This window comes from Pseudomonas sp. PAMC 25886, from assembly GCF_000242655.1.
In the GTDB taxonomy this organism is placed as follows: domain Bacteria; phylum Pseudomonadota; class Gammaproteobacteria; order Pseudomonadales; family Pseudomonadaceae; genus Aquipseudomonas.
Genome location: NZ_AHHC01000029.1, coordinates 70365 through 82469, shown reverse-complemented (window position 1 = coordinate 82469; position 12105 = coordinate 70365). Strand labels below are relative to the sequence as shown.

The following is a 12105-nucleotide window of genomic DNA, read 5'->3' as shown; positions in this document are numbered from 1 at the left end:
CCCCCTCGCCACAGGTTATCCGTCGAGCCAAAAAAGAGGCCCGCATGCATAACCCCTGCGCCCTGATCCCGGTCTACAACCACGAGGCCGCCGTGCCCGCCGTGGTCCGCACCGTGCTGGACAGCGGCCTGCCGTGCCTGCTGGTAGACGACGGCAGCAGCGCCGCCTGCGCCGCCGTGCTGGCGCAACTGGCAAGCCTCGACAACGTCTTCCTGTTGACCCTGCCCACCAACCAGGGCAAGGGCGCCGCGGTGATGGCCGGCTTTCGCGAAGCCGCGCGCCTGGGCTTCTCCCATGCCCTGCAAGTGGACGCCGATGGCCAACACGACCTGCGGGAAGTCGGCACCTTCCTCGACGCCTCGCGCACCCACCCGAACGCGGTGATCTGCGGCTACCCGGAATACGACGACAGCGTGCCCAAGGGCCGCCTTTACGCGCGCTACCTGACCCACGTGTGGGTGTGGATCAACACGTTGTCGCTGCAAATCCGCGACTCAATGTGCGGCTTTCGCGTGTATCCCTTGCCACCGGTATTGGCGCTGATGGGCTCGGCCAACATCGGCAAACGCATGGATTTCGACTCCGACATCCTGGTGCGCCTGGCATGGCGCAATCAGCCGATGCGCTGGCTGCCAACCAAGGTGCACTACCCGGCCGATGGCCTGTCGCACTTTCGCCTGTTCCATGACAACGCCCTGATTTCCTCGATGCACACCCGGCTGTTCTTCGGCATGTTGGTACGTGCCCCGATGATCCTCTGGCACCGGTGGAAAGCATGACCCAGGACACTAAACACTGGGCCGACCGCGAAGAACGCGGCAGTTTCTGGCTGATGAAATTCACCGCCTTCGCCGCCAAAGTCCTCGGGCGCCGGCTGTTGAGCCCGCTGCTGTACGGCATCGTTTTCTACTTCTTCCTGTTCGGCCGCACCGCGCGTCAAAGCGCCTGGCAGTACCAGCAGCGGCTGGCCGACTGGAGCCAGCGCGACGACCTGCGCCCCACCCACAGACGGGTCTTCGGACAGTTCATGGCCTTCGCCGATGCGTTGCTGGACAAGCTCGACGTGTGGAACGGCAAGCTGCGCCTGGACCAGATCGAAATCATCGACTCGGCCCAACTGCGCGGCCAACTGCGCAGCGAACGCGGCCAGATGCTGGTGGGCGCGCACCTGGGCAATCTTGAAGTGTGCCGCGCCCTCGCCGAACTGGGCGAAAAGGTCACCATGAACGTGCTGGTGCACACCAAGCACGCCGAACGCTTCAACCGGATCCTGGGCGAAGCCGGGGCGACCCATTTGCGCCTGATCCAGGTCAGCGAACTCGACCCTGCGGTAATGATGATGCTCAGCCAGCGCCTGGACGACGGCGAGTGGCTGGCGATTGCCGGCGACCGCGTGCCGCTGCATGGCGGGCGCACGGTGCGGGTGGATTTCCTCGGCCATGACGCCGCCTTTCCCCAGGGCCCGTGGCTGCTGGCCGGCCTGCTGAAATGCCCGGTCAACCTGCTGATGTGCTTGAAGCATCAAGGCCGTTATCGCCTGATCATCGAGCCGTTCGCCCGCCTGATCGAATGGAAACGCAGCGACCGCCAGCAGGTGATCGCCCAATGGACCGCCCGCTACGCCGAGCGCCTGGGCCAGTTCTGCCTGGAAGCGCCTCAACAATGGTTCAACTTTTACCCTTTCTGGAAGACCGATGACGACGCATCTTGAGCCGGTAACCTTCGGCGAACTCCCCCTGCGCATCGAAGACGTGCTGGCCCTGGCCAACCGTCAGGCGCCGACTCAACTGCAAGCCGATGCCGCGTATCTCCAGCGTATCGCCAAGGGCGCGCAGTTCCTCGATTCGTTGCTGGACAAGGAAGGCGTGATCTACGGCGTGACCACCGGCTACGGCGACTCATGCGTGGTGGCGGTGCCGTTGCAGCACGTCGAAGCGCTGCCCCGCCACCTTTACACCTTCCACGGCTGCGGCCTGGGCAAGTTGCTGGACGCGCAAGCCACACGCGCCGTGCTGGCCGCGCGGTTGCAGTCGCTGTGCCACGGCGTGTCCGGGGTACGCGTGGAGTTGCTGGAACGCCTGCACGCGTTCCTTGAATTCGACGTGCTGCCGCTGATTCCGGAAGAAGGCTCGGTGGGTGCCAGCGGTGATTTGACGCCGCTGTCCTACGTGGCTGCGACCTTGTCCGGCGAGCGCGAGGTGATGTTCCGTGGCGAACGTCGCCAGGCCGCCGACGTGCACCGCGAGCTGGGCTGGGACCCGCTGGTGCTGCGCCCGAAAGAAGCCCTGGCCTTGATGAACGGCACCGCGGTGATGACCGGCCTCGCCTGCCTGGCTTTCGCCCGCGCCGACTACCTGCTGCAACTGGCCACGCGCATCACCGCGCTGAACGTAGTGGCGCTGCAAGGCAACCCGGAGCATTTCGACGAGCGCCTGTTTGCCGCCAAGCCGCACCCGGGGCAGATGCAAGTCGCCGCCTGGCTACGCAAAGACCTGGCAATTGACGCACCCACCGCGCCGCTGCATCGCCTGCAAGATCGCTATTCGCTGCGCTGCGCGCCCCACGTGTTGGGCGTGTTGGCCGACAGCCTGAACTGGCTGCGCTCGTTCATCGAGATCGAACTCAACAGCGCCAACGACAACCCGATCATCGACGCCGAAGAAGAACGCGTGCTGCACGGCGGCCACTTCTACGGCGGCCACATTGCCTTCGCCATGGACAGCCTCAAGACCCTGGTCGCCAACGTCGCCGACCTGCTGGACCGCCAGCTCGCCCTGCTGGTGGACGTGCGTTACAACCACGGCCTGCCGAGCAATCTGTCGGGGGCGCCAGCCGAGCGGGCGATGATCAACCACGGCTTCAAGGCCGTGCAGATCGGCACCAGCGCCTGGACCGCCGAGGCGCTGAAAAACACCATGCCGGCCAGCGTGTTCTCACGCTCCACCGAATGCCACAACCAGGACAAGGTGAGCATGGGCACCATCGCCGCCCGCGACGCCATTCGCGTGCTGGAGCTGACCGAACAAGTCGCCGCCGCCACCTTGCTGGCCGCCAACCAGGGCGTTTGGCTGCGGGCCCAGGCTGAGGACGCGCGCCCGCTGCCACCGGCGCTGGCCGCCATGCACGAAGAATTGGCCAAGGACTTCCCGCCGGTCATCGAAGACCGCGCCCTGGAAGGCGAACTGCGCCTGTGCCTGAAACGCATCGCCGAGCAACACTGGAGGCTGCATGCGTAGCCAGGGCGTGTTGCACTGCGACACTGAAATCCTCGTGCCGTTTTTCGACATCGACACCATGAACGTGGTGTGGCACGGGCACTACGTGAAGTACCTGGAAGTCGCCCGTTGCGCCTTGCTGGACAAGCTCGGCCACAACTACACCACGATGCTGGAGTCGGGCTACGCCTGGCCGGTGATCGATATGCAGCTGCGGTATGTGCGCGGCGCGACCTTCGGCCAGACCATCACTGTGCGTGCCAGCCTGGTGGAGTGGGAGAACCGCTTGAAGGTCAATTACCTGATCAGCGACAAGGCCACCGGCGAGCGCCTGACCCGCGCCAGCACCGTGCAAGTGGCGGTAGAGATTGCCAGCCGCGAAATGCAGTTGGCGTCGCCGAAGGTGTTTGTCGAAGCGGTTGAGAGGGCGTTGGCATGAAAGCGTTAATCGTTCTGGCGGGCTTGCTGCTGAGCCTCAGCGCCCATGCCTTCGACCTGCAACAACTCAGCGACCAGTTGGCAAAGCCGTCGGTGATCCACGGCAACTTCATCCAGGAAAAACACCTGCGCGCCCTGCCGCAGCCACTGGCCAGCAAGGGCACCTTTGTGCTGGCCAAGGACCACGGCCTGTTGTGGCTGCTGAAAACCCCGCTGCAACAGGACTACCGCATCAGCGCCAACGGCATCGCCCGGCGTGATGCCAACGGCTGGCAACTGCTGCCGAACAAGAGCGCCGGTGCCGAGCAGAACCGTTTGTTCCTGGCCGTGTTGCAGGGCGACAGCAGCGGCTTGCAACGTGACTTCGAGCTGCAACTGCAAGGCGACGCCCAGCAGTGGAAACTCACGCTGATCCCGCGCTCGCTCCTGCTCAAGCAGGTGTTCACCCGGATCAATATCGACGGCGGCGAACTGGTGCAAAAAATCGAGCTGCTGGAAACCCAAGGCGACAGCACCGTACTGCGCATGCAGGACAGCACCAGCAGCCAACCCTTGAGCGACGCGGAGCAACACGACTTTGCCGAGTGAACGCTGGTTGCCGCGCCTGTTCCTGATCCTGCTGGTGGCCGTGTTGGCCCTGGCGGGCTGGCAATGGCGCCATGGCGCGCCGCTGTCGGCGAACCTGATGGAACTGGTGCCCGGCACCGCACCGGACGCCTTGGAGCTGCGCGCCGAACAACGCATGCAGGAACCGCTGAACCGCGAAATGCTGGTGCTGGTGGGGCATGCCGACCGGCAAAAAGCCGTGGCCCTGGCCCAGCAATTGGGCGAGCGCTGGCAAGCCAGCGGCCTGTTTGAAAAGGTCCAGTGGAACCTGCAAGCCGACCTCCCGGCCCTGCGTCAGCAGTTGCTGCAAGGCCGGCTGGCAATGCTCTCGGCCAAAGACCGCGAGCAGTTGATCGACGAGCCCCAGGCGTTTATTCAGCAGCGCGTTCAGGCGCTGTTCGACCCGTTCGCCGGTTTCAGCCTGGTGCCGAGCCAGGACGACTGGCTGGGCCTCACCGGGCGCATCCAGAACAGCCAGCCGCAGCACGGTTCGGTGCAGCTGGATATCGGCAGCGGCGCGTTGATCGCCGATGCCGACGGCAAAAGCTGGGTGCTGCTGCGGGCGCGCACCACCGGCAATGCCTTCGACATGAAACTGCCGCTGCAAGTGGCCGAATTGCTCAAGGCCAGCCGCGGGCAGGCCGACCAGCAAGGCGCGCAATTGCTCGCTGCCAGCGGCCTGCTGTATGCGGCCAACGGTCAGCAGCAGGCGACACGGGAAATCACCTGGGTGGGCGGCGGCGCGACAGTCGGGATTCTGTTGCTGTTGCTGCTGGCTTTCCGGCGCTGGCGGGTGTTGCTGGCGTTTGTGCCGGTGCTGGTGGGCATGTTGTTTGGCGCGGTGGCGTGTGTGGCGCTGTTCGGGCATATGCATGTCATCACGCTGGTGCTGGGCTCAAGCCTGATCGGCGTGGCGGTGGATTACCCGCTGCATTACCTGTCCAAGAGCTGGAGCATGAGCCCGTGGCGCAGCTGGCCGGCGTTGCGCCTGACCTTGCCGGGCCTGAGCCTGAGCCTGGCCACCAGTTGCATCGGTTACCTGGCGCTGGCCTGGACACCGTTCCCGGCGCTGACGCAAATCGCGGTGTTCTCGGCAGCGGGCCTGGTGGGCGCTTACCTGTCGGCCGTGTGCCTGCTGCCGGCCCTGCTCAAGGGCGTCGACCTGCGCCCGGCCCAATGGCCGCTGCGCATTGCCGAGTTCCTGCTGAGCGTGCGCGAGTCGCTGCTCAAGCGCCTGCCCAGCCCGGTGTTGCTGGTACTGGTGCTGGTGTTTTGCGCCGGCGGCCTGTGGCACCTGAACAGCAAAAACGATATCCGCCAATGGATCGGTGCCCCGCCGCAGCTGCTGCAGGAAGCCCAGGCCGTTGCGCGCATTACCGGGTTCCAACCCACCAGCCAGTTCTTCCTGGTGCGGGCAGACAATCAGCCGCAGTTGCTGGAGCGTCAGGCCGCCCTGAGCCAGCGTCTGGATCAGTTGGTGAACATGGACAAGCTCCAGGGTTACCTGGCACTCAACCAGTTGGTCAGCGCGCCGGCCGAGCAACAGCAACTGCGTGACGCCCTGAACACGTTGCCGCAGTACTGGCAGCCATTGCTCGACCTTGGCGTGCCTGCCAGCGCGTTGCAAGCCGAGCTGGCCCAGTTGCAAGCCCTGCCCACCGAAGACATCGACGCCGCCTTGGTTGGCCCGTTGGCCGAGCCGTGGCGCACGCTGTGGCTGGGCAATGTCGACGGCGGCGTGGCGGCCATGGTGAGCCTGCAGGGCTTGAACAACCCGGCCCTGCTGCGGGTGCAGGCCCTGGATCTGCCTGGCGTGCAGTTGGTGGATCGCCTGGGCGACTTGAACCAGGTGTTTGCCGCCACGCAGATCAGCGCGGCCGAATTGAAGTTGATGTCGTGCGTGTTGATCGTGCTGCTGCTGATCCTGCCGTTCGGCTTCGGCGGTGCCCTGCGTATCGTCGCCCTGCCGCTGCTGGCGGCGCTGTGCAGCCTGGCCAGCCTCGGTTGGCTGGGGCAACCACTGACGTTGTTCAGCCTGTTTGGCCTGCTGCTGGTGACCGCCATCAGCGTCGACTACGCGATCCTGATGCGTGAACAAATTGGCGGCGCCGCCGTGAGCCTGTTGGGCACACTGTTGGCCGCCGTGACTACTTGGCTATCGTTCGGCCTGCTGGCTATTTCCAGCACACCGGCGGTGAGTAATTTTGGGCTGTCGGTGAGCCTGGGGCTGGCGTTCAGCTTCATGCTGGCGCCGTGGGCCGCCCCGTCCGGGACAAGGAAGAAAAGATGAGCAGCCCGTATTTAAGTAAGAACTACGTTGAGGAAACCAAATTCGGCTTCTGGTTCCTGCGCAGCCACACCTGGCAGCACCATGTGCTGCGCGTGGCAATCAACGATCTGCGCGGCCTGTTCAGCGACCCGCTGCCGGTTGCCCCGGTGCTGCTGGACGCCGGCTGCGGCCAGGGCAAATCGTTCCAGTACCTGCAGCAGGTGTTCGCCCCCGAGCGGCTGATCGGCCTGGACGCAGACCCGCACAGTCTCGATCTGAGCCGTGCTGAAGCTGCGCGCCAGGGCTTGTCCATCGAGTTGATCGGCAGCGACTGCGCGACCCTCGATGTGCCCGACGCCAGTGTCGATGTGCTGTTCTGTCACCAGACGTTCCATCATCTGGTGGAGCAACATCGCGCCCTGAAAGAGTTCTACCGGGTGCTCAAGCCGGGCGGCTATTTGCTGTTCGCCGAGTCCACCGAAGCCTACATCGACACCTGGGTGATTCGCTGGCTGTTCCGTCACCCGATGCATGTGCAAAAAAGCGCAGAAGAGTACCTTGAGATGATCCGCGAGCAGGGCTTTGAGTTCGGCCCGCAGAACGTCTCATACCCGTACCTGTGGTGGAGCCGCGCCACCGATTTCGGCCTGCTTGAGCGCTGGGGCCTGCGCCAGCCGCTGCCGGCCGGCCAGCGTGAAGAAACCCTGGTCAACGTGGTCGCCCGCAAACCTTTAGCGAGCCCTGAAACATGATCCGAATGCTGTTGATCGGCTGCCTGTTGCTGCTGAATGCGTGCGCGAGCCAGCCACCGCTGCCGTCGAAAAGCCCGGTGCTGAGCCTGCCGCTGCAACTGCACGTGCAGCGTGAACAGGACGGCCAGCGCCAGGACTGGTTGCTGGTGATGCAGCGCGAAGGCGGCGGGATCCGCTGGTCGATGATGGACCCGCTGGGCATTCCCCAGGCCCGTCAGAAGTTGATCAACGGCGCCTGGCAGGCTGACGGTTTGTTGCCACCCAATCCACAGGCGCGGGAGCTGTTCGCCGCGCTGTTGTTCGCCCTGACCTCGGCGGATGAAGTCTCCGCGTTGTACCCCGGCACCCAGGAAATGGACCTGACGCGCACCCTGCCGTCCCACTGGAAGATCACCTATCACTCCTCCCTGGTGTTTCGCGTGGACGTGATCGGGCAACACCTGGCCTACCGCGTCTCGCCGCTTGAGGCCGCCCGATGACCGCCTACCTCAATGCCCTTGGCATGATTTGCGCCCTGGGCCGTGACAAGCGCGAAGTCAGCCGCAGCCTGTTTGCTGGCGACTGCTCCGGCATGCGCGCCGAAAGCGGCTGGGTGCCGGAGCGTGTGTTGCCGGTGGCCGGCGTACACGGTGAGCTGGCGGCAATCCCGCCCGGGCTGGAGTCCCATCGCAGCCGCAATAACCAACTGTTGCTGGAAGCGGCGTTGCAGATTGACGGCGAGATCCGCCATGCGATCCAGACGTTCGGTGCATCGCGCATCGGCATCGTGCTCGGCACCAGCACCTCGGGCATCGATGAGGCCAGCCGCGGTATCGCCCACTACCTGCGGGAGAAGCAGTTCCCCGGCGACTACGACTACCAGCAACAGGAGCTCGGCGCCCCGGCCAATTTCCTCGCCGAGTGGCTGCAACTGAGCGGCCCGGCCTATGTGATTTCTACTGCCTGCACCTCCAGCGCCCGGGCGCTGATGAGTGCCCAGCGCCTGTTGGATCTGGGCGTGTGCGATGCGGTGATCTGCGGTGGCGTCGACACGCTGTGCAAGCTGACCCTCAATGGTTTCTCGTCGCTGGAAGCGGTGTCGGCACAGCGCTGCAACCCGTTCTCGGCGAACCGTAACGGGATCAATATCGGCGAAGCGGCGGTGCTGTTCCTGATGAGCAAGACCCCGGCGCCGGTCGCGCTGTTGGGCAGTGGCGCCAGTTGCGACGCCCACCATATTTCCGCCCCCGAGCCCACCGGCAAGGGCGCGCTGCAGGCGATGCGCAAAGCCCTGGCCAGCGCAAAACTGGCGCCCGGGCAGATCGGCTACCTGAACCTGCACGGCACCGCCACGCAGCATAACGACGCCATGGAAGCCCTGGCGGTCGCGGCCCTGTTCCCGGACGGCGTGGCCTGTTCGTCGACCAAGCCCATGAGCGGCCACACCCTGGGCGCCGCCGGCGCGCTGGAAGCGGCATTCTGCTGGCTGAGCCTGGCGCAAGGGGTGGTGCCGCCGCATGTCTGGGATGGCCAGGCCGACCCCGAGCTGCCCGTACTGAAGTGGGCGTCGCCCGGCGACACCCTGGAAAAACGCTGCCTGATGAGCAACTCGTTTGCCTTCGGCGGCAACAACGTCAGCCTGATTATCGGAGACGCCCCATGATCAATTGGCCGCTCGCCGACCTGCTGCCCCACGCCGGTGACATGATCCTGATCGATCAGGTCCTGAGCTTTGATGAAGAACAGATCCGCACCCGCCTGACGGTCAAGCCCGGCGGTCTTTTCAACCGTGCCGACGGCAGCCTGCCCGCGTGGGTCGGCGTTGAGTTGATGGCGCAAAGCGTCGCCGCCTACGCCGGTTGCCGTGCGCGCCAGAAAGGCGAGGCCGTGGAATTGGGTTTCCTGCTGGGCACGCGCAAATTCGAGTGCAACGTCGAGCACTTTCCTGCCGGCACCGAGCTGACCATCCACGGCCTGCGCTCCCTGGAAGACGACAACGGCATGGGTGTGTTCGAATGCCACCTCACCGGTGACGGTATCCAGGCGAGTGCACGCTTGAACGTATTTCGACCGCCCCAGGCGGCCAACTATTTAGATGAATCGAAGGACACCACGCCATGACTGAATCCGTATTGGTGACCGGCTCCAGCCGTGGCATCGGCCGCGCTATCGCTTTGCGCCTGGCCCAGGCCGGGCACGACATCGTGCTGCATTGCCGCAGCGGGCGTGCCGAGGCGGATGCAGTGCAGGTCGACATCGAAGCCCTGGGTCGCAAGGCGCGGGTGTTGCAATTCGATGTGGCGGATCGCGCCAGTTGCAAAGCGATCCTTGAAGCCGACGTGGAAGCCCATGGCGCGTATTACGGCGTGGTCCTCAACGCCGGGCTGACCCGCGACGGCGCGTTCCCGGCGCTGTCGGAAGACGACTGGGACGTGGTGATGCGCACCAACCTCGACGGGTTCTACAACGTACTGCACCCGGTAATGATGCCGATGATTCGTCGTCGCGCGGCAGGCCGCATCGTGTGCATCACCTCGGTGTCCGGTCTCATCGGCAACCGTGGCCAGGTCAACTACAGCGCGTCCAAGGCCGGCTTGATCGGCGCCGCCAAGGCCCTGGCCATCGAGCTGGGCAAGCGCAAGATCACCGTCAACTGCGTGGCCCCCGGGCTGATCGACACGGCGATGCTGGATGAAAATGTGCCGGTGGAAGAGCTGATGAAAATGATCCCGGCCCAACGCATGGGCACTCCGGAAGAAGTGGCCGGGGCGGTGAATTTCCTGATGTCGGCGGAAGCCGGCTACATCACCCGCCAGGTACTGGCCGTGAATGGAGGCCTGTGCTGATGAAACGCGTGGTGGTCACCGGCATGGCCGGCATTACGTCCCTGGGCAGCGATTGGGCAACCATCGCCGCCAACTTCCGCGCCAACCGCAGCGGTATTCGGCGCATGGACGAGTGGGATCGCTTCACCGAGCTGAACACGCGATTGGCCGGGCCGATCGATGATTTCGTGGTGCCCGCCCACTGGACCCGCAAGCAACTGCGCAGCATGGGCCGGGTTTCCCGCCTGGCGGTATGGGCGGCGGAACAGGCACTGAAAGACGCGGGTTTGCTGGGCGACGAGTCGATCAAGGACGGACGCATGGGCGTGGCCTGCGGCTCGTCCACCGGCAGCACCGACGAGATCAAGGCCTTCGGCAACATGCTGCTGAACTCGGTGGCCGAGGGGCTGAACGCCAACTCCTATGTGCGGATGATGCCCCACACCACGGCGGCGAATATCAGCATCTTTTTTGGTCTCACCGGCCGGCTGATCCCGACGTCCAGCGCGTGCACCAGTGGCAGCCAGGGCATCGGCTACGCCTATGAAGCCATCAAGTTTGGCCGCTTGCCGCTGATGCTGGCGGGGGGCGCGGAAGAGCTGTGTCCTACCGAAGCCATGGTCTTCGATGCCTTGTACGCCACCAGCCTGAAAAACGATGCACCGCAAACCAGCCCGCGCCCCTACGACAGTGGGCGCGACGGCCTGGTGATCGGTGAAGGCGGCGGCATCCTGGTGCTCGAAGAGCTGGAACACGCACTGGCCCGTGGTGCGCATATCCACGCCGAAATCGTCGGCTTCGGCAGCAACGCCGACGGCCAGCACACCACGCGTCCGGAACAGGCCACCATGCGCCGTGCCATGGAACTGGCCCTGGAAGACGCCGGGCTGCAGCCCGACGCCATCGGCTACGTGAACGGCCATGGCACCGCCACCGACCAGGGCGACATCGCCGAAACCCTGGCCACCAGCAGCCTGTTCGGCAGCCGCATGCCCATCAGTTCGCAGAAGAGTTTCCTCGGGCATACCCTGGGCGCGTGCGGCGCGCTGGAGTCGTGGTTCAGCATCGAGATGATGAACCGCGACCAGTACGTGCACACCTTCAACCTCGACGACATCGACCCGCGCTGCGGCGAACTGGACTACCTGCAAGGTGAGTTCCGCGAGCTGCACAGCGACTACGTGATGAACAACAATTTTGCCTTTGGCGGCGTCAACACCTCGCTGATTTTCCGCCGCTGGGCGTAAGTTTTTTTACTGACTGGAGAAATGGAATGTCTTCCCTGCTACGCGCAACACTCCTTGCTTTGGCCCTGCTCACCACCGCTGGCTGCACCAACAAACCGGTGCTCAACACCCAGCACGACTTGCCGGCGAACCCGCAGATCAACGAAGAAAAAATGAAGCAGACCATCGTCGCGGCCCTGAACAAGCGCGAATGGGTGGTGCAGCGCCTGAGCCCGCAACTGGTCCAGGCCGAGATCAACGTGCGCAACCAGTTCCACGCTGAAATCGACATCCGCTACACCGCGACCAGCTACGCCATCACCTACCGCGACAGCCGCGACCTGGGCTACAAGGACGGCAAGATTCATCGCAACTACAACCGCTGGGTGAGCATGCTGGACCGGGATATTCTGGCGGCTTTGCGCACCAACGGGGTGAGTGATACGGGGTCGGCGGCGCAGTTGTTCCAGCAGACTGGGACTTCGAAGCAAAACTGAAATACCAGAAACGACAAAGGGCGCCTTTCGGCGCCCTCTTCACAAACAGGTTGGCTTGTCATCGCCGGTTCCTGCCTGGCTCTGCGATGGCTGGTTGCCCAGGATCCTCAGAGTCTCACAAGCCCCTTTCGGGAACTCGGCCAGTATGCCTGAAAATCTGCACCCGGCAATCAGTGGCAAAGCGCCTTGCCTTGCGAAGATCAAAGGTGGGAGCTGTCGAGCTTTAGCGAGGCTGCGATGGCGTCGGCACTATCAACATTGATGTTGCCTGACCTACCGCTATCGCAGCCTCGCTAAA

General features: G+C 64.4%; 13 protein-coding genes. All 13 read left to right on the top strand.

The genetic code is table 11. The annotated features are described in order from the left end of the window. Window positions 1-44: 44 nt before the first annotated feature. Genes MUM_RS0109225 through MUM_RS0109165 form a run of 13 tightly spaced genes read left to right on the top strand, consistent with a single transcriptional unit; the run spans window position 45 to window position 11807 of the window. Window positions 45-779, top strand: coding sequence for a glycosyltransferase family 2 protein (locus MUM_RS0109225; protein ID WP_010169239.1), 735 nt, complete (start codon window positions 45-47; stop codon window positions 777-779). After that, window positions 776-1711 (top strand): LpxL/LpxP family acyltransferase, encoded by a 936-nt coding sequence (locus MUM_RS0109220; protein ID WP_010169238.1) that lies wholly within the window; start codon window positions 776-778, stop codon window positions 1709-1711. The genes MUM_RS0109225 and MUM_RS0109220 overlap by 4 nt, the downstream gene beginning before the upstream one ends. Next, complete coding sequence (locus MUM_RS0109215; protein WP_010169236.1) at window positions 1695-3236, top strand: HAL/PAL/TAL family ammonia-lyase; 1542 nt, start codon at window positions 1695-1697, stop codon at window positions 3234-3236. The genes MUM_RS0109220 and MUM_RS0109215 overlap by 17 nt, the downstream gene beginning before the upstream one ends. Continuing rightward, on the top strand, window positions 3229-3654 hold the full coding sequence (locus MUM_RS0109210; protein WP_010169234.1) for an acyl-CoA thioesterase: 426 nt from the start codon (window positions 3229-3231) through the stop codon (window positions 3652-3654). The genes MUM_RS0109215 and MUM_RS0109210 overlap by 8 nt, the downstream gene beginning before the upstream one ends. Further along, complete coding sequence (locus MUM_RS0109205; protein ID WP_010169233.1) at window positions 3651-4241, top strand: outer membrane lipoprotein carrier protein LolA; 591 nt, start codon at window positions 3651-3653, stop codon at window positions 4239-4241. The genes MUM_RS0109210 and MUM_RS0109205 overlap by 4 nt, the downstream gene beginning before the upstream one ends. Further along, window positions 4231-6549, top strand: a complete 2319-nt coding sequence (locus MUM_RS0109200; RefSeq protein ID WP_010169231.1) for an MMPL family transporter — start codon at window positions 4231-4233, stop codon at window positions 6547-6549. The genes MUM_RS0109205 and MUM_RS0109200 overlap by 11 nt, the downstream gene beginning before the upstream one ends. After that, complete coding sequence (locus MUM_RS0109195) at window positions 6546-7280, top strand: class I SAM-dependent methyltransferase (RefSeq protein ID WP_010169229.1); 735 nt, start codon at window positions 6546-6548, stop codon at window positions 7278-7280. Before MUM_RS0109200 ends, MUM_RS0109195 begins: the two co-directional genes overlap by 4 nt. After that, window positions 7277-7759: a hypothetical protein gene (locus MUM_RS0109190; RefSeq protein WP_029615819.1), complete on the top strand. Its 483-nt coding sequence runs from the start codon at window positions 7277-7279 to the stop codon at window positions 7757-7759. The genes MUM_RS0109195 and MUM_RS0109190 overlap by 4 nt, the downstream gene beginning before the upstream one ends. Further along, the gene (locus MUM_RS0109185) at window positions 7756-8922 is read left to right on the top strand and encodes a beta-ketoacyl-[acyl-carrier-protein] synthase family protein (RefSeq protein WP_010169225.1); all 1167 of its coding nucleotides are present in this window, start codon (window positions 7756-7758) and stop codon (window positions 8920-8922) included. The genes MUM_RS0109190 and MUM_RS0109185 overlap by 4 nt, the downstream gene beginning before the upstream one ends. Continuing rightward, window positions 8919-9380, top strand: a complete 462-nt coding sequence (locus tag MUM_RS0109180; protein WP_010169223.1) for a hotdog family protein — start codon at window positions 8919-8921, stop codon at window positions 9378-9380. The genes MUM_RS0109185 and MUM_RS0109180 overlap by 4 nt, the downstream gene beginning before the upstream one ends. After that, window positions 9377-10105: a 3-oxoacyl-ACP reductase FabG gene (gene fabG, locus MUM_RS0109175; RefSeq protein ID WP_010169221.1), complete on the top strand. Its 729-nt coding sequence runs from the start codon at window positions 9377-9379 to the stop codon at window positions 10103-10105. The genes MUM_RS0109180 and fabG overlap by 4 nt, the downstream gene beginning before the upstream one ends. Then, window positions 10105-11331 carry a beta-ketoacyl-ACP synthase gene (locus MUM_RS0109170; protein ID WP_010169219.1) on the top strand — a complete coding sequence of 409 codons (1227 nt, stop codon included), beginning with the start codon at window positions 10105-10107 and terminating at the stop codon, window positions 11329-11331. Before fabG ends, MUM_RS0109170 begins: the two co-directional genes overlap by 1 nt. A gap of 26 nt (window positions 11332-11357) precedes the next feature. Beyond that, a complete protein-coding gene (locus MUM_RS0109165) occupies window positions 11358-11807 on the top strand; it encodes a hypothetical protein (protein WP_010169217.1) in 450 nt (149 codons plus the stop codon). Window positions 11808-12105: the final 298 nt, after the last annotated feature.

What these genes read in the sequence shown, in the direction of transcription:
- MUM_RS0109225 (WP_010169239.1), top strand. Translation starts at nt 45, where the DNA reads ATGCATAACCCCTGCGCCCTGATCCCGGTCTACAACCACGAGGCCGCC.
- MUM_RS0109220 (WP_010169238.1), top strand. Translation starts at nt 776, where the DNA reads ATGACCCAGGACACTAAACACTGGGCCGACCGCGAAGAACGCGGCAGT.
- MUM_RS0109215 (WP_010169236.1), top strand. Translation starts at nt 1,695, where the DNA reads ATGACGACGCATCTTGAGCCGGTAACCTTCGGCGAACTCCCCCTGCGC.
- MUM_RS0109210 (WP_010169234.1), top strand. Translation starts at nt 3,229, where the DNA reads ATGCGTAGCCAGGGCGTGTTGCACTGCGACACTGAAATCCTCGTGCCG.
- MUM_RS0109205 (WP_010169233.1), top strand. Translation starts at nt 3,651, where the DNA reads ATGAAAGCGTTAATCGTTCTGGCGGGCTTGCTGCTGAGCCTCAGCGCC.
- MUM_RS0109195 (WP_010169229.1), top strand. Translation starts at nt 6,546, where the DNA reads ATGAGCAGCCCGTATTTAAGTAAGAACTACGTTGAGGAAACCAAATTC.
- MUM_RS0109190 (WP_029615819.1), top strand. Translation starts at nt 7,277, where the DNA reads ATGATCCGAATGCTGTTGATCGGCTGCCTGTTGCTGCTGAATGCGTGC.
- MUM_RS0109185 (WP_010169225.1), top strand. Translation starts at nt 7,756, where the DNA reads ATGACCGCCTACCTCAATGCCCTTGGCATGATTTGCGCCCTGGGCCGT.
- MUM_RS0109180 (WP_010169223.1), top strand. Translation starts at nt 8,919, where the DNA reads ATGATCAATTGGCCGCTCGCCGACCTGCTGCCCCACGCCGGTGACATG.
- fabG (WP_010169221.1), top strand. Translation starts at nt 9,377, where the DNA reads ATGACTGAATCCGTATTGGTGACCGGCTCCAGCCGTGGCATCGGCCGC.
- MUM_RS0109170 (WP_010169219.1), top strand. Translation starts at nt 10,105, where the DNA reads ATGAAACGCGTGGTGGTCACCGGCATGGCCGGCATTACGTCCCTGGGC.
- MUM_RS0109165 (WP_010169217.1), top strand. Translation starts at nt 11,358, where the DNA reads ATGTCTTCCCTGCTACGCGCAACACTCCTTGCTTTGGCCCTGCTCACC.